This window comes from Asticcacaulis machinosus, from assembly GCF_028550435.1.
GTDB classification, from domain to species: Bacteria; Pseudomonadota; Alphaproteobacteria; order Caulobacterales; family Caulobacteraceae; genus Asticcacaulis; species Asticcacaulis machinosus.
Genome location: NZ_JAQQKV010000002.1, coordinates 69,637 through 85,669, shown reverse-complemented (window position 1 = coordinate 85,669; position 16,033 = coordinate 69,637). Strand labels below are relative to the sequence as shown.

The following is a 16,033-nucleotide window of genomic DNA, read 5'->3' as shown; positions in this document are numbered from 1 at the left end:
GGGCAGTACGCGCGTGGCGGCACAGGGTCAGACACTGAATATTACCCAGCAGGGTGGAGGCTTCCTTCAGCGTTTCGGCATAGGCCGTCTGGCCGCGATTGTCGGCGTGTCGATCGGCATTGCGGCTGTGCTTGCGGCCGTCATGCTGCATTTCGCCACTCAGCCGCAATCTTTGCTGTTTTCTAATCTCGATCTTAAAGAGGCCTCGGAAATCACCGCGGCGCTCGATCAGGCCGGCATCAAGTATTCTGCCAGGGGCGATGGCTCAACGATTATGGTCGAGCGCGATCAGGTCGCGACCGCGCGTCTGATGCTGGCCGAAAAAGGTATGCCGACCGCGGCATCTGTGGGGTATGAGATTTTCGACAATGCCCCGGCCCTGGGGCAGACTGAATTTGTGCAGAACCTTAATGATAAGCGCGCGCTTGAAGGAGAACTCGCCCGTACCATCCGCTCGCTCAAAGGTGTGACGTCGGCGCGGGTGCATCTGGTCATGCCTAAGCGTCAATTGTTCGAAGAAGAAGCCGCTAGTCCGACCGCATCCGTGGTGGTTGGGCTGTCGGGCCGTCAACTGAGCGGCGACGAAGTGCGCTCGATCCGCAATCTGGTGGCCTCAGCCGTGCCAAACCTGAAACCATCTAACATTACGCTGGTTGATGACAAAAACCGTCTGCTGGCGGCGGGCGGCGAAGACGATCCGGCGCTGGGTGCTGCCGGTGCTGAGCGCAAGAACGAGGTCGAAGAGACCTTGCGTAAGCGCATCAAGGATATTGTCGAAGGTGTGGTCGGCCCAGGCGCGGCCCGTGTGACCGTGACGGCTGAACTTGACACCACCACCACGACCCGCAAACAGGAACAGTTCGATCCCGATGGTCAGGTGGTGCGCTCAACCAAGACGTCGGAAACGACTGACTCTTCGTCGCAGCCCGATCCGAATGGGGTGACGACGGCGGCGGCCAATATTCCGGGCGGTCAGGAAGCCAATGGCGCCGCCACGGCGACCAACAGTTCCGGGGCGACCGAAGAAACCACAAACTTTGAAATTTCCAACACAACCACGACCGAAGTGACGGCACCGGGACAGGTTAAAAAGCTGGCTGTGGCTGTGGTCGTGGACGGCGTGCTGACCCCGGCGGCTAATGGTCAGGGTGCGCCGGCCTATGCGCCGCGATCTGCCGAAGACATGGCAAAAATCGAAGAACTGGTGCGCGCCGCCGTAGGTATAAACGCTGAGCGGGGCGATGTAATTTCGGTCGCCAATGTCCGCTTCAGCCGCGATCCGGGTGAGATTGCCGAGGGCACGGGCGCTGCGGGCGGCATGTTCGATTTCGATAAAAATGACATCATGCGCGCCATTGAAATGCTGATCCTGGTGGTCGTGGCGGTTCTGATTATCTTCTTTGTGGCCCGTCCGTTGATGAAGTTCATCAATGGCAGCGCGGGCCCTGGTGGGGCGGCGGGTCTGCCCAATAATTTCACCGTCGCTCTGACGCCGGAGCAGGCGGCCATGCTGCCCGAAGCTCAACAGGCTGCGCTGGCGGCGCAGGCCGGTGGTCTGGCCCTGCCAGGTGCAGATGGCTCCAGCAGCATCGACATCGCCCGTATCGAAGGTCAGGTCAAAGCGTCCTCCGTCAAGAAGGTCTCTGAGTTCGTTGAGCGCCACCCCGATGAATCGGTCTCGATTCTTCGGACCTGGCTGCACGAAACGTAAGGGGGCGAGGGTATGGCACGTAAAAATCTGATTGATGATCCCAAAAAACTAAGCGGCGCCGAAAAGGCGGCGGTGGTGCTGCTGGCGCTGGGTGAAGACCATGTGCAACTGTGGCAAGCGCTCGATGAAGAAGAGATCAAGGAAATCTCGCAGGCCATGTCGTCGCTGGGGACGGTGACGTCCAATGTGGTCGAAGATTTGCTCATCGAATTTGTTTCCAGCCTGAACAATGGCGGCATGATCATGGGCTCGTTCGAGCAGACCCAGCGCCTGCTGGCCTCGTTCCTGCCCGGCGATAAGGTCGATGCTCTGATGGAAGAAATCAGAGGCCCGGCGGGGCGTACCATGTGGGATAAGCTTGGCAATGTGAACGAAGCCGTTCTGGCCAACTATCTCAAGAACGAATATCCGCAAACGGTAGCGGTGGTGCTGTCGAAGGTGAAAACCGACCATGCCGCCCGCGTTTTGGGGGCGCTACCCGAAGATTTCGCGCTGGAATGCGTGCAGCGGATGCTGCGCATGGAGCCGGTGCAGCGCGAAATTCTCGACAAGATCGAACAGACCCTGCGGGTCGAGTTCATGTCCAACCTGGCGCGGACGTCTAAGCGTGACTCACATGAACTGATGGCCGAAATCTTCAACAATTTCGACCGCCAGACCGAAAGCCGCTTCATCACCTCACTGGAGGAGCGTAACCGCGAGTCGGCCGAGCGCATCCGCGCCCTGATGTTCGTGTTCGAAGACCTCTCCAAGCTCGATCCGGGCGGGGTTCAGACCCTGCTGCGCGCGGTCGAGAAGGATCAGTTGGCGATGGCACTGAAAGGCGCGTCGGACAGTCTGAGGGATATGTTTATGTCCAACATGTCCGAACGCGCGGCCAAGATCATGCGCGACGATATGGATTCTATGGGGCCGGTGCGCCTCAAAGACGTTGATGGCGCGCAGATGGCGATGGTGCAGATCGCCAAGGATTTGGCCGCTAAGGGCGAAATCATGCTGGCCGGTCAGGGAGGCGATGATGAGCTTATTTATTAGTGTCTCAACTTCCTCCTCCCCTGTTTACGGGGGAGGTGTCAGTCCGCGCAGCGGACTGACGGAGGGGGGAATAGCGGCGGGGTATGCCCGCTTATCGCGGTAGATCAGGCCCTCTTTATGCAATTGCACAAACACCTTGCGCACGGGGGGGGGGCAATCGCGGCGGGGTATGCCCCCTCCGTCTTTTGCTATCGCAAAATCCACCTCCCCCGCTGTGCAGGGGAGGAGATATCGTCATGACCCAGCCGGTTCATAAAAAATTCGAGTTTGGCACCGTTTTTGGTGACGCCGGTCAGGTGACGCGTGCTTCGGCCCAGAAGCGCAGCTACACTCCTGAAGAGGTCGAGACCCTGCGCACCAATGCCTATCATGACGGGGAGCAATCGGCGCTGGCGCGCGCTCAGTTGGCACAGGCGCAGGCGCTACAGGCCCTGGCCGATAATGCGCATCTGGGCCTGTCGAGCCTGCATGAAGCGATTTCAGCTCACAAAGCCGCCTGTGCGCAACTGGCGCTGATCTGTGCGCAAAAAATTGCTGCGGAAGCCCTCAACCGTTTTCCCGAAGAGCCCCTGAAGGCGACCCTGCAAGCCCTTACACACGAAATCGATACCGCGCCACGTCTGATAGTCACAGTCGCCAATCCCGATGCCGCCCTGCAAGGGGCGGCCCGTGAAGCGGTAGCCCTCGCAGGCTTTACCGGGGCAATCAGTTTCCGGTCCAATGCGGCCATGTCTGCCGGGGCATTTGAGGTTATGTGGCCTGATGGCCGCGCCGAATTCGATCCTGAGCGGGTTCTGAATGCGCTCGACACCGCCTTGCATGAAGCTCTGGCGGCGGATCACCATCATCATCAGGCGGCGGCTGCCGTCAAAAGGGAGGCCTGACCATGGCCGAGAATTTCTCACTCGAAGAGTTTGGCGAAAACAACCTGCCGGGTGTGGCGGGGGATGACGACGGCGATAAAACCGCCGCTGATCTGGCGCCGGTGTTCGATGTGCCGGTCAACATCTCAGCCGTGCTGGGTAAGTCCTACATGTCGGTGTCGCAATTGCTCAAGCTGGGCCAGGGCTCGATCCTTGAACTGGATCGCAAGGTCGGTGAGGCCATCGATATCTACGTCAACAACCGTTTGGTGGCGCGCGGCGAAGTGGTGGTGGTCGATGAGCGCCTTGGGGTGACCATGACCGAAATCATCAAGTCCGAAGACAGCGCGAACTAACCGCAGAGGAAAACAATCATGAGACTTTTAGTCGTCGGAAAATTAAGCGGTCAGATGTCGGTCGCGGTCAAGATGGTGATGGATACCGGTGCCAAGGTATCGCACGTTGAAGGCTGCCAGCAGGCGCTGGATGCCCTGCGCAAAGGTCAGGGTGCTGATCTGTTGATGGTCGATTATGAGCTGGATATTGCGGGGCTGATTGCGTCCTGTGATCTGGAGCATATCCACATCACGGTCGTGGCGTGCGGCGTCAATCCTGATCCGCGCAAGGCGGCGCAGGCGATCACGGCGGGTGCGAAAGAGTTTATTCCGCTGCCGCCCGATGCCGAGCTGATTGCCGCGGTCCTGGCCGCCGTGGCTGATGATCAGCGCCCGCTGGTCACCCAGGATCCGGCCATGCAGCAGGTGCTGAAACTGGCCGATCAGGTCGCAAGCTCCGATGCGTCGATCCTGATCACCGGTGAATCCGGTGTCGGTAAAGAGGTCATGGCCCGCTACCTGCACGAAAAATCAAAGCGCGCGCAAAAGCCGTTTATCTCGGTCAACTGCGCGGCCATTCCCGATAACCTGCTGGAATCAGAACTGTTCGGCCACGAAAAGGGCGCCTTTACCGGGGCTATGGCGCGCCGCATCGGTAAGTTTGAAGAAGCCGATGGCGGCACGCTGCTGCTCGATGAAATCTCGGAAATGGATGCCCGTTTGCAGGCCAAGCTTCTGCGCGCGTTGCAGGAGCGGGTCATCGACCGCGTCGGCGGGGCCAAGCCGGTGCCGGTTAATATCCGCGTACTGGCGACCTCCAACCGTAATCTGGCCACGGCGGTTAAGGAAGGCACTTTCCGCGAAGATTTGCTGTACCGCTTGAACGTCATAAATCTGGCGCTGCCACCGCTGCGGGAACGTCCCGCGGACATTATGGCCCTGTCGGAATTCTTCGCCAAGAAATACAGTGAGGCCAATGGCATCGCGCTTAAGCCCCTGTCGAATGAGGCCCGTCGCCGCCTTCAGGCCCACAACTGGCCCGGCAATGTGCGGGAACTGGAAAACGCCATGCACCGTGCCGTGCTGCTGTCGGCAGGGTCTGAAATCGACGCTGATGCAATACGTCTGCCAGACGGCAAACCGCTGAATGTCGAGGCCCCGATCGGTCTGGATTATGTCGGCCGTGCCGCGCAGGCTGCCGAAAGTGCCGCCCGTACGTTCGTCGGCTCTACAGTCGCTCAGGTCGAGCAGGTGCTGATTCTGGATACCCTGTCGCATTGTCTGGGCAACCGCACCCATGCCGCCAATATCCTTGGCATCTCAATCCGCACCCTGCGCAACAAGCTTAAGGAATATTCCGACGCCGGTGTGCCGGTACCCGCCCCGCAGTCGGGCGCCAACGCGGCTTAAAGCGGTTAACGCCTGTTAACCGCTTATTCACCATCCATCGGGTAAAAATTGCCTAGCGTCCAGGAGCGAAGCACCGGATGATCCGATGAGTTCAGTGATTTTGGGGACACCGTAAGCGTGGCGGACGCAGCGACAACAAATTCGGGTGTCCAGCCCTTTCAGTTTTCCGAAATCGGCGGCTGGTTGAAACGCGGCGAAGTCATCATGGCGGTCGGCGTGATGCTGATCATCGTCATGCTGATCATCCCGTTGCCGCCGCTGCTGCTGGATCTGTTGCTGTCACTATCGATTACGTCAGCCGTTCTGATCCTGATGACGGCGCTGCTGATTAAAAAGCCGTTGGAATTTTCGGCCTTTCCGACCGTGCTGCTGGTTACAACCATGTTTCGGCTGGCGCTCAATCTGGCGTCAACGCGTCTGATCCTGACCCACGGCCACGAAGGCCACGATGCGGCGGGCGCGGTGATCAAGGCGTTCGGCGACCTGATCATGCAGGGCAATTTCATCATCGGGGTGATTATTTTCTGCATCCTGATGCTGGTGAACTTCGTCGTCGTCACTAAAGGCTCTGGCCGGATTGCCGAAGTGTCGGCGCGTTTCAGCCTCGATTCCATGCCGGGCAAGCAGATGGCCATCGATGCCGACCTGTCGTCGGGCATCATCGATCAGGACGAAGCCAAGAAGCGCCGCAAAGAGGTCGAGCAGGAATCCGGTTTCTTCGGCGCCATGGACGGTGCCTCGAAATTTGTGCGCGGCGATGCCGTGGCGGGCCTTGTCATCACCGCCATCAATATCGTCGGCGGCATACTGATCGGTATTATCAATCACCAGATGCCCGCCGGTGAAGCGGCCTCAACCTATATCCAGTTGACTGTCGGTGATGGTCTGGTCACTCAAATCCCGGCCCTGATTGTCTCAATCGCCGCCGGTTTTCTGGTGTCCAAGGCCGGCGTCGATGGTTCCGCCGATAAGGCTCTGACGGCGCAGTTGGCCCAAAATCCGGTCGTGCTCGGTATGGTGTCGGCGACATCGGGGGTGCTGGGTTTGGTGCCCGGTATGCCGATACTGCCGTTTGCGGCCATATCGCTGGGGGCCGGGTTCATGGCATGGCGGGTGGGGCGCAAGCCGCTTGAGCCCGTGGCCTCCGATTTGCCGCCGCCGGAGCCGCTCATTCAGCAGGATGAGCCGATTTCAGCAACACTGGCCATAGATGATGTCAAGATTGAGCTGGGTCTGGGGCTGCTGGGACTTATCAATGATCTGGATGGCCGTAAGCTGACCGATCAGATTAAGGCCCTGCGCCGGACACTGGCGCAGGAATACGGCTTTGTCATGCCGTCTGTGCGGATTCTGGATAATATGCGACTGCCCCATCAGGGCTATGTGGTGCGCGTCAAGGAAATGGAAGCCGGTTCCGGCGAAGTGCGCATCGGCTCGTTAATGGCGATGGATCCCAGTGGCCGTCAGGTCGAACTGCCGGGTGAGCACATGAAGGAACCGGCCTTTGGTCTGCCCGCCACCTGGATCGATCAGGCCTTGCGCGAAGAGGCGACATTCTTAGGGTATACTATTGTCGATCCGGCGACTGTCATCACCACCCACCTGACCGAAATCCTGAAAGACAATATGAGCGATCTGTTGTCCTATGCCGAGCTGACCAAACTGTTGAAAGACGCGCCGGACGATCAGAAAAAGCTGATCGACGACCTGATACCGTCGGTCGTGCCGGTGGCGACCCTGCAGCGGGTGTTGCAGGCGCTGCTGAAAGAGCGGGTCTCGATCCGCGACCTGCCCGCGATCCTCGAAGGCTTAGGGGAGGCGGCCCCCTATACTAAGTCGGTGACCCAACTGGTCGAGCATGTGCGCTCAGGCCTTGGGCGGCAGTTGTGCTGGCATAACCGGGGCGAGGACGGCACCCTGCCGATCGTGACCCTGAGCCATGAATGGGAAAATGCGTTCTCATCGTCGCTGGTGGGCACAGGTGAAGAGCGGCAACTGACGATGGCCCCATCGATCCTGCAAGACTTCATTCGCGGTGTCCGTGATACTTTTGAGCGCGTCTCCATGAACGGCGAAGTGGCGGTGCTTTTGACCAGCCCGCAGATCAGGCCTTACGTGCGCTCGATCGTTGAACGCTTCCGGCCCACGACCACCGTCATGAGCCAGAACGAAATCCACCCCAAGGTCAAGCTTAAGACCGTGGGACAGATATGATCGTACTCACCTCAAAGTCTGTGACTTTGAGGTGGATGGAATGTCTATCCGTCTGGTTAAGTGATACACAGGCCAATGTCATTTAATCTGGGTTTTGAATTGGGGGAATGATGCGGCGATTATCGGGTGGCACGATTTGGTTTGTCTTAGGTGCGGTAGTCATGCTTGCCGTATCACCTCTCTTGTTTCAGCCTTCAGCATATTATGAAATTAAAACTGCTGGTTTTCGTGCGCTGGTGAATAATTACAGGACTGTGTTTAATTACGAAAGTACTGTAGATGGTCTGTGCCTCATTCCGAAAAACGTTAACAGATACAGTGTGTCAGTTTATGATTTTGATAGAAGATTTCACAGAATTTTCAGATTCAGTAATTCGGAAAGTTTATATATAAAGCCTGTAAGTTCGGATTGCCTGACAGATTTCTACGGCCATGATGCCATTAATTATTGGAGCGATAAAGGCGACCCGTTGGCGAAGTACATTATTATCCGAAAGGAAATAATTGACGGCAATGTATGTGCAAATGCTGCTGATAAAATTAAGACTCTGAAAATGATTGGGAAGGAGCGTTATGTGGCTCCGATATCGTTAGGGGTGAAGTCATTTGCCAAAGTACCTGAGATATATGATGCGCTTGGGTACATCGGCATAAAATGCGGTTATCTCAAATCTATCCCAAGTTCTGATGAGCTTAAGGCCAGCGCTTTATCGGCTGGATACAGGAATTATTTCGGATATGATTTTGATTGAAAGGCAAAGGGCGCAATTTAATGTCAATGCCCTACAATTTTCACGAGCGACCAGATCAAGTGTCTAAAATCCATAAACCTTGACAATCAGGGTTAAAATCATTTCTAACGCTTTCAGAGCGGAATGATTTCTGGTGGAATCATTCCGCTTAAGCCGCCATTGCGGCGGCGGCCAAGGTGGCGGAGCCACCGCCCGGCGAGGGACGCAAACCAAATAATGACAAGCCCATGACGGGTTAAAGGGTGGCCAGCTTATGAAGCGTCTGATCAAGCAGGTGTTCGGTTCGACCTCTCCGGGCGATATTTTCTTTGACCTGATTACCTTTGACCGCCTGATTACGCGGCCGGTTATTCACCTGATCTATTGGGCGGGATTGTCGCTGTTGTTGCTGTCGGCATTCGGTGTTGTCGGGGCGACCGTCGGCATTGCCATGCGTGAACAGGCTCCGTGGGGCTGGTTCCTGGCTATACCGTTTCTGATCGGCGGCCTGTTGTTTGTATTCGCCGGCATTCTGCTGTGGCGGTCGTTCTGTGAATTCTATGTCGCCATCTTCCGCATTGCCGATGATCTGCGGTTCCTGCGTAAGGAAGCCGAAACGGCCCAGCGTCAGGCACCTGCCGCATCAACGCCTGAGCCGCGCCCGTCTCTTGACCCGCAGGCCCCGATCGATATGGGCGACCCCAAGGATGTGCTCGACAGCCCCTTTACCAATATCCGTCCGGCCAAAGAGAGTTAGAGCCGGATTGGGCTTCACTCTAAATACTCCCCCACCGCACTAAGCCTCAGATATCGCAATACCTTTATCAAGTGGGGGAGATGCCGAGGTTTAGCCGAGGCAGTGGGGGGCTTCTTCAACCTGAAAACAGCTATCAAGCCCCCCACCGTCTTTTTGCTAAAGCAAAAATCCACCTCCCCCATATGACAAGGCGTGATCATAACTGAAACCGGTTGCGATGGGGGAGTATAAGGTTTCTACGCTGAAAACCGCCCGGCAAAAGCGTGGGCCAGAGGCTTGGCAAAACCTGCACTATCAAACAGCACCGGCTTATCTGCGCTGTCTTTGCGATAGGGGAAAGTATCTTTGTCGCGTAATCCCCACACGGTCAGGCCGAACTGCTGATGGGGTTTTAGCTGCAAATAGGTGTCGGTGATCTCAGTCAGCGCCCGCACCTGACCGGCAGGCAAATCCGTGCCCGGCAGGATCATGCCTTCGGGTTTCAGGCTGATATCGACCTCGGATACATGCACTTTTAAGCCCAGTGCAGCGAGGTCGTTGATGGCGGCCTTAAGCGTGCCTTTTTCGATATTGGCGTCGATATGGGTCTGGGTGCCCAGCCCATGCAGCGGTACACCGGCTTTCAGCAATCGCTCGGCCAGCCGCAAAAAGGCGGCCCGCTTTTTCGGATAATATTCGAGGTTATAGTCGTTGAGGAACAACGGCACGGCCGGATCGGCCGCATGGGCGGCGCGCAAAGCTTCACCCACATAGTCCTCCCCCATCATCTGCATCCACAGGCAGTCGCGCAAGCCCGATCCGTCATCCAGCATGGGCTCATTGACCACATCCCAGCCATTGACCTTACCCGCATAATGGCCCGCTACCCCGCGGACATAGGCGCGGTAGGCGTCGACAAAGGTGCGTTTATCGCCCTTCAAAGCTTGAAAATAATCACCGTCCTGCGCGTACCAGATAATGACATGACCAAACACGCTCATGCCGTGAGACTGGGCGAAATCCACGACCTTATCAGGCGCGTCAAACCGCAGCGACCCGTCGGGCAGAAGGATGTATTCCATCTTCATTTCCCATTCCGGCGTGAGGCGGTCGAAATGGGTGGCGGCCAGCTTTCCCCATTGCGGGTCTTTGAAGGTGGCGGTCATGGCGCAGACCCCCAGATCGAACGGGGCCAGAGATTTCAGCGGTGGAAGCGGAGCGTCAGTTTGCGCAGTGCTTTGGCCACATCCGGCCAGTGCAACCGCCCCGGTCAGCACGGCCCGCCTTGAGATCATGCGCGGCTGTAGCTCATGCGCAGCGCGGCTTCGTCCATGGCGGCGTTTTCGCGCGCCAGTTCCTGACGCAGGCGGTTCAGCTTGGTCACTTCGGACACATGCTCGAACTTCTTAAGTTCTTCAAACGCCTCGGTCAGTTGATCGCGGATGCCGCGTTCTTCGTGAGCGATGAGGTTAAGGTCGTTGGCAACGACCTGACGGCGTGCGTCCCAGCCTTTTTTATAGGCTGGCATGTGGATAGACAGGCTGTAATCTTCTTTGGCACGCACGGTTTCCAGCTCAAACTCGGCATCGAGCGTGGCGATCTTCATTTCAACATGGGTGCGGCGGGTAACGACTTCGGCGAGGGTCTTTTGCAGGGTCTCCACCTCAAAGGTCGAGATGCGGATTAAGCTTTTGACCCACTTAGCCATTTTGTATTCCTACCCTGAACTTAACCCGGCGGAATATCCGCCTGATCCGAGGTCAGAATCTGCGCCAAAATCGTAAACGAGTCGTCAAGAGACGTGTATTCTTCCTTGTCTTGCCGTAAAAAATTCTCAATATCTGGGTTAAGGCGAATAGCCCGGTCAACATCGGGGTCAGCACCGGCGCGGTACGCCCCGATGCGGATCAGTTCTTCCATGTTGGTATAGGCCGACAGCACCTGCCGCGCTTGACGCACCACCTCGCGTTCAGGCAGGGTCTGGCACCCCGGCATGGTCCGGCTGATCGATTTAAGCACATCGATGGCGGGAAAGCGGCCGCGTTCGGCAATATTGCGGCTCATGACGATGTGCCCGTCTAAAATACCGCGCACGGCATCGGCAATCGGCTCATTATGGTCATCGCCGTCAACCAGCACGGTAAACAGCCCCGTAATCGGCCCGCCTTGCGTGCCGTCCGGATAGGTCGGGCCGGGACCGGCGCGCTCCAGTAACTTTGGCAATTCGGCAAAACAGGTCGGGGTATAGCCCTTGGTGGTCGGTGGCTCACCGGTCGCCAAACCGATCTCACGTTGCGCCATCGCAAAGCGCGTCACCGAGTCCATCAGGCACAGAACCTCCAAGCCCTGATCGCGCAGAAATTCCGACAGGGCCAGCGTCATATAGGCCGCTTGCCGTCGTTTCAGAGCGGGCTCATCGGAGGTTGCGACCACCACAATGGCGCGGCGCAGACCCTCTGGCCCCAAGGTTTCTTCGATAAATTCTCTGACCTCACGCCCCCGTTCGCCGATCAGGCCGACCACCACGGCGTCGCAGGTGGCTTCGCGCGCCAGCATCGACAGCAGCACGGACTTACCGACACCAGACCCGGCAAACACGCCTAAACGCTGACCGCGGCAGCAGGTGGTGAACACATCCATCGAGCGCACACCGAGGTTCAGCCGCTCCCCCACACGGGCGCGGGCATGGGCGGGCGGGGGGGCGGCGCGAAGGTTATAGCCGACCTGCCCCTTGGGCAGCGGCCCCAGACCATCAATCGGCTCCCCAAAGGAATCAACGATCCGCCCCAGCCAGGCGGTCGACGGATAAACCTTGCCGCCGTCGGACAGGATGCGAATTTCAGCCCCCGGCGCGATGCCTTCGATCGGCCCGAACGGCATCATCAAGGCGCGGTCTTCGCGAAAACCCACGACTTCGACGGGCAAAGGATCGGCATGGCGGCGGATGATCTCACAGCGCGCCCCGACCTGCATATAGGAAAGCCCGCCCTTGGCTTCGATCAGCAGGCCATTGACCACCGCCACGCGGCCATAAACCCTGAGCGGCTCAACATTATCAGCGGCGTGAATCAAATCCTGCATGAGAGCAAGATAGTAAACGCAAACTTAAGAAAGGTTAATGGGGGGAGGGCGAATTTGGATCGTGTGGTGGAGGTCCGGGTCGCCAGAAAGGTGGATCGACCTTATGCCTCGCCGTAGTTATATCATAAGTTTCCGCAGTTATTGCGGGAGTTAAGGTCGGGGCATGCTCAGGATCGTTCCAGTTGATTTTTATTGCACGGACCAGAGGCTTTAAAGGTTCTGCAATTTTGTCGTAAGTAAAGGCGTTAGGTTCAGAGCATCCATTTTCGGTAATTTTGCCGAAACTATAATTTATTACTGAACACTCAGACGATACCAAAGGTGCATGATTGAACTGTGGGCTGTCTAGGAGCCAAAGCGCATAGATTGCCTCCAGTCTACCAATCTTGTACGTAATGCTTGTTTCAGTATTTTGATAAATGACCGTCCCATCTCCAAAAAGATCATAATGATAGGCTGGGCGACTGCCCTCATCGGGAAATCTGCTAAAGGCTGCATGGGCGTGGCTGTACGTCGCGTATTGAGCAAAGGCCCATGCGGCGATAATGCCAAATAAGATGAAATTCAGGGCGATTGAAATTCTGAGCCAAAGTGTCTTCATACCTGCCCCTCCATCTGCACTGAGATTAAACTACTCTCTGCATATCGCTGTGCATACTGAAAACACGCATCGGATATTTTTCTTGAAAATCGGACACTTTGTGACAGCCTGGGCGCGATTTCAGGGGGGATGAATGCGCGCCTATTATACCGCAGACCGTGCGCGGTTTTATGCCGATACGGATGAGCATATTTTGGGGGCTTTGGCGCAGGGGCATTCATTCGCGCTGGAGATGACCCAGCGCGAGGCGTGGGTGCAGCAGATCACCGTGATGCGGGCGGCGCTTACTGATCAGCCGGCCTTTACCTTATATTTCGAGTTCGCCATTCCGCGCATGGGGAAGCGCGCCGATTGCGTGGTGCTGATTGGCGACTGCGTGTTTGTGATCGAGTTCAAGACAGATGAGGATTTTAAGCCATCTGCCATAGAGCAGGTCGAAGACTATGCGCTCGATCTCAAAAACTTCCATCAGGGCAGTCATGATCTGGCGATCGTGCCGGTGCTGGTGGCGACCAGGGCGAAAACGTCGGGCATCATCCAGTTTGAATTGCCGGGCACCCATGTCGCCAAACCGTTGTGCGTATGTCCTGCCGACCTTGGCTATGTGCTGAAGATGTTCAGCGCGACGGCGGCGGCGGCACAGTTCGATGCAGAGCGCTGGGCCGCCACCGGCTATCGTCCGACCCCGACCATTATCGAGGCCGCCCGTGCCCTCTATGACCGGCATGACGTGGCCGATATTGTGCGCCATGATGCGGGGGCTGTGAATCTTGGCCGCACGCAGGACATCATCAGCCGCGTCATTGAAACCGCCCGCGCGCACCGGCAAAAATCGATCTGTTTTATCACCGGCGTGCCGGGGGCGGGCAAGACTTTGGCGGGCCTCAACATCGCCACCCAACGCAGCGGTGAAGGCGAAACCCACGCCACGTTTTTGTCAGGTAACGGGCCCTTGGTGGCGGTGCTGTCCGAAGCCCTGATCCGCGATCAGCAATCCCGAACCGGTGGCGCCAAAACCCATATCGCCCGCCATGTCCATGCCTTTATCCAGAACATCCATCACTTCCGCGACCATTATCTGCGCTCAGTTGAGGCCCCTTCGGATCATATTGTCGTCTTTGATGAGGCCCAGCGCGCCTGGACGCGGGCGCAGGCGTCAAAGTTTATGCAGCAAAAACGCGCCGTGGCCGATTTCGACATGTCCGAGCCTGAGTTCCTGCTGCATGTGATGGATCGCCACCCCGACTGGTGCACGGTGGTGTGTCTGATCGGCGGCGGGCAGGAGATCAATACCGGTGAGGCCGGATTGTCCGAATGGATGGCGGCGATCCGAGATCACTTCCCGCACTGGCAGGTGCACGCGTCGGCCCAGATTACGCAGGCCGATTATGACCTTAATCATGACGCCAGCGCCTTTATCAAAACCGCTCAGGTGAGCCTGCATGACGATCTGCATTTATCAGTATCGATGCGCTCATTTCGGGCGGAAACCCTGTCGGAGTTTGTGGCGCAAGTCCTGCATGGCGATGCTATGGCGGCACGGGCGGCATTTGATAAATTGGGGCACTATCCCATTTACCTGACGCGCGATATCAGGGTGGCGCGGGAATGGCTGCGGGCTCAGGGGCGTGGGTCGGAGCGGTTCGGCCTGATTGCCTCATCGGGCGCGCTGCGGCTTAAGCCCGAAGGCGTACATATTAAGACCGAAATCGACCCCGCCAACTGGTTTTTGAATGACCGCGCCGATGTGCGGTCGTCCTATTATCTTGAGGACGTGGCGACCGAATTTGATGTGCAAGGCTTGGAGCTGGATTGGGCGGGGGTGTGCTGGGATGCCGATCTGCGTCACGATGGTCAGGACTGGCAAATGTATAAGTTTAAAGGCACGAAATGGCAGTCGGTTAAGGATCGCCACCAGCGGCTTTATCTGAAAAACGCCTATCGGGTCATCCTTACCCGTGCGCGGCAAGGCATGGTGATCTTTGTCCCCAAAGGCGATGATCGCGACCCGACGCGCCCGCCCACGTTTTATGAGGATAGCTTTGATTTCCTGCAAAGCTGCGGTCTGCCGCTATTGAACTGACGTCGGTGCCGTCCGATATAGCTCAAAACAAGGAGATATCCGATGGTTCTGGCGATCCGCGTGCATGAAGTTGGGGGCCCTGAGGTGATGGTGGCCGAAGACATTGACCTCACCCCGCCGCAGGCTGGTGAAGTGCGGGTGCGGCACACGGCGATCGGGGTCAACTATATCGACACCTATTTCCGTTCTGGGCTTTATAAGGCCGCTCTGCCGTTTTCGCCGGGCAATGAGGCGGCGGGTTTGGTCGAGGCCGTGGGTGAGGGGGTAGCTGAGTTTAAACCCGGTGACCGCGTGGTCTATCTGCATGGGCCGGGCACTTACGTTGAGGCGCGCAATGTCCCGGCCGATAAGCTGATCCCCTTGCCGGATAGCGTGACCGATGAGGTCGCCGCGGCCGCTCTGCTGAAAGGTCTGACTGTACAGTATCTGCTGCGGCGGACGTTTGAGGTTAAGGCCGGTCATCACCTGCTGTTCCATGCCGCGGCGGGTGGGGTCGGCCTGATCGCCGGGCAGTGGGCGCGGCATCTGGGGGCGCACATCATCGGCACAGCCGGGTCTCAGGCCAAGGTCGATCTGGCGCTGGCGCATGGCTATGATCACGTTATCAACTATGCTGATGAGGATTTTGCCCCGGAGGCTTTGGAGCTTAACGGTGGGCGGTTTGATGTCGTCTATGACTCGGTGGGGGCGGATACTTTTCCGGCATCGCTGGATGTGCTGAAACCGCGCGGTTTGTTTGTCTCGTTCGGTCAATCGTCAGGGCCAATCCCGCCGTTCGATATCGGTATCCTCAATGCCAAAGGCTCGCTCTATATGACGAGGCCATCGCTGTTTGCCTATAATGCGACGCGCGAGGATCTGCTGGCGTCAGCGGCGGAATTGTTCGACCTGATCGGGCGCGGGATTATCACCATCCCGATCCACCAACGCTTTGCATTGAGCGACGCAGCCAAGGCCCACGACGCGCTGGAAAGCCGCGCCACCACGGGCACGACCATACTGGTGCCGTAATCAGTTGGCGCTCAACGTTCAGACTTTGCAGGTCTGATTTGCAGTGTTAAGACGCTGGATTAGCTTTTTGCGCAATCTGCGCTGATCATCATGTCTCAAATCTCACACAACAGTCAGAAATTATTGGCCTATGCGCTGTTGGGGTACTTACAGCGTCTCCTTTTGCGGGGATGGCCCGAAGTATCATGTCAGTCCTGCAAACCTGGATGGATATGTGGAAAG

General features: G+C 57.4%; 14 protein-coding genes. 10 read left to right on the top strand and 4 right to left on the bottom strand.

Annotated elements, in window-relative coordinates:
• Positions 1-13: 13 nt before the first annotated feature.
• From fliF to PQU98_RS08860, 8 genes are all read left to right on the top strand, one after another.
• Positions 14-1,711, top strand: a complete 1,698-nt coding sequence (gene fliF / locus PQU98_RS08895; RefSeq protein ID WP_272744591.1) for a flagellar basal-body MS-ring/collar protein FliF — start codon at positions 14-16, stop codon at positions 1,709-1,711.
• Between the two features lie 12 nt (positions 1,712-1,723).
• The gene (gene fliG, locus PQU98_RS08890) at positions 1,724-2,746 is read left to right on the top strand and encodes a flagellar motor switch protein FliG (RefSeq protein WP_272744590.1); all 1,023 of its coding nucleotides are present in this window, start codon (positions 1,724-1,726) and stop codon (positions 2,744-2,746) included.
• A gap of 236 nt (positions 2,747-2,982) precedes the next feature.
• Positions 2,983-3,630 (top strand): FliH/SctL family protein, encoded by a 648-nt coding sequence (locus tag PQU98_RS08885; protein ID WP_272744589.1) that lies wholly within the window; start codon positions 2,983-2,985, stop codon positions 3,628-3,630.
• Between the two features lie 2 nt (positions 3,631-3,632).
• The gene (fliN, locus tag PQU98_RS08880) at positions 3,633-3,965 is read left to right on the top strand and encodes a flagellar motor switch protein FliN (protein ID WP_272744588.1); all 333 of its coding nucleotides are present in this window, start codon (positions 3,633-3,635) and stop codon (positions 3,963-3,965) included.
• Between the two features lie 18 nt (positions 3,966-3,983).
• The gene (flbD, locus tag PQU98_RS08875; protein WP_272744587.1) at positions 3,984-5,354 is read left to right on the top strand and encodes a sigma-54-dependent transcriptional regulator FlbD; all 1,371 of its coding nucleotides are present in this window, start codon (positions 3,984-3,986) and stop codon (positions 5,352-5,354) included.
• Positions 5,355-5,558: 204 nt separating this feature from the next.
• A complete protein-coding gene (gene flhA, locus PQU98_RS08870; RefSeq protein ID WP_303649597.1) occupies positions 5,559-7,568 on the top strand; it encodes a flagellar biosynthesis protein FlhA in 2,010 nt (669 codons plus the stop codon).
• A gap of 161 nt (positions 7,569-7,729) precedes the next feature.
• Positions 7,730-8,320 carry a hypothetical protein gene (locus PQU98_RS08865; RefSeq protein ID WP_272744585.1) on the top strand — a complete coding sequence of 197 codons (591 nt, stop codon included), beginning with the start codon at positions 7,730-7,732 and terminating at the stop codon, positions 8,318-8,320.
• Positions 8,321-8,573: 253 nt separating this feature from the next.
• A complete protein-coding gene (locus PQU98_RS08860; protein ID WP_272744584.1) occupies positions 8,574-9,056 on the top strand; it encodes a DUF4282 domain-containing protein in 483 nt (160 codons plus the stop codon).
• Between the two features lie 236 nt (positions 9,057-9,292).
• On the opposite strand, the gene PQU98_RS08855 is transcribed toward PQU98_RS08860, so the two are convergent.
• From PQU98_RS08855 to PQU98_RS08840, 4 genes are read right to left on the bottom strand one after another with little or no spacing between them, the layout of a single operon-like run.
• Entirely contained in the window at positions 9,293-10,330 is a 1,038-nt protein-coding gene (locus PQU98_RS08855) for an endo-1,4-beta-xylanase (RefSeq protein ID WP_272744583.1), read from the bottom strand.
• Positions 10,327-10,743, bottom strand: coding sequence for a flagellar export protein FliJ (locus PQU98_RS08850; RefSeq protein WP_272744582.1), 417 nt, complete (start codon positions 10,741-10,743; stop codon positions 10,327-10,329). The genes PQU98_RS08855 and PQU98_RS08850 overlap by 4 nt, the downstream gene beginning before the upstream one ends.
• Positions 10,744-10,763: 20 nt before the next feature.
• Entirely contained in the window at positions 10,764-12,116 is a 1,353-nt protein-coding gene (gene fliI / locus PQU98_RS08845) for a flagellar protein export ATPase FliI (RefSeq protein WP_272744581.1), read from the bottom strand.
• A gap of 34 nt (positions 12,117-12,150) precedes the next feature.
• A complete protein-coding gene (locus tag PQU98_RS08840) occupies positions 12,151-12,717 on the bottom strand; it encodes a hypothetical protein (protein ID WP_272744580.1) in 567 nt (188 codons plus the stop codon).
• A gap of 133 nt (positions 12,718-12,850) precedes the next feature.
• On the opposite strand from PQU98_RS08840, the gene PQU98_RS08835 reads away from it, so the two are divergent.
• Together PQU98_RS08835 and PQU98_RS08830 are read left to right on the top strand one after the other, a co-directional pair.
• Entirely contained in the window at positions 12,851-14,800 is a 1,950-nt protein-coding gene (locus tag PQU98_RS08835) for a DUF2075 domain-containing protein (RefSeq protein ID WP_272744579.1), read from the top strand.
• Positions 14,801-14,842: 42 nt separating this feature from the next.
• Positions 14,843-15,811, top strand: coding sequence for a quinone oxidoreductase family protein (locus PQU98_RS08830; RefSeq protein ID WP_272744578.1), 969 nt, complete (start codon positions 14,843-14,845; stop codon positions 15,809-15,811).
• The last annotated feature ends 222 nt before the right edge of the window (positions 15,812-16,033 follow it).

What these genes read in the sequence shown, in the direction of transcription:
- fliI (WP_272744581.1), bottom strand. Translation starts at nt 12,116, where the DNA reads ATGCAGGATTTGATTCACGCCGCTGATAATGTTGAGCCGCTCAGGGTT.
- fliN (WP_272744588.1), top strand. Translation starts at nt 3,633, where the DNA reads ATGGCCGAGAATTTCTCACTCGAAGAGTTTGGCGAAAACAACCTGCCG.
- PQU98_RS08855 (WP_272744583.1), bottom strand. Translation starts at nt 10,330, where the DNA reads ATGATCTCAAGGCGGGCCGTGCTGACCGGGGCGGTTGCACTGGCCGGA.
- PQU98_RS08860 (WP_272744584.1), top strand. Translation starts at nt 8,574, where the DNA reads ATGAAGCGTCTGATCAAGCAGGTGTTCGGTTCGACCTCTCCGGGCGAT.
- PQU98_RS08840 (WP_272744580.1), bottom strand. Translation starts at nt 12,717, where the DNA reads ATGAAGACACTTTGGCTCAGAATTTCAATCGCCCTGAATTTCATCTTA.
- PQU98_RS08835 (WP_272744579.1), top strand. Translation starts at nt 12,851, where the DNA reads ATGCGCGCCTATTATACCGCAGACCGTGCGCGGTTTTATGCCGATACG.
- PQU98_RS08850 (WP_272744582.1), bottom strand. Translation starts at nt 10,743, where the DNA reads ATGGCTAAGTGGGTCAAAAGCTTAATCCGCATCTCGACCTTTGAGGTG.
- flhA (WP_303649597.1), top strand. Translation starts at nt 5,559, where the DNA reads ATGGCGGTCGGCGTGATGCTGATCATCGTCATGCTGATCATCCCGTTG.
- PQU98_RS08865 (WP_272744585.1), top strand. Translation starts at nt 7,730, where the DNA reads ATGCTTGCCGTATCACCTCTCTTGTTTCAGCCTTCAGCATATTATGAA.
- flbD (WP_272744587.1), top strand. Translation starts at nt 3,984, where the DNA reads ATGAGACTTTTAGTCGTCGGAAAATTAAGCGGTCAGATGTCGGTCGCG.
- PQU98_RS08885 (WP_272744589.1), top strand. Translation starts at nt 2,983, where the DNA reads ATGACCCAGCCGGTTCATAAAAAATTCGAGTTTGGCACCGTTTTTGGT.
- fliG (WP_272744590.1), top strand. Translation starts at nt 1,724, where the DNA reads ATGGCACGTAAAAATCTGATTGATGATCCCAAAAAACTAAGCGGCGCC.
- PQU98_RS08830 (WP_272744578.1), top strand. Translation starts at nt 14,843, where the DNA reads ATGGTTCTGGCGATCCGCGTGCATGAAGTTGGGGGCCCTGAGGTGATG.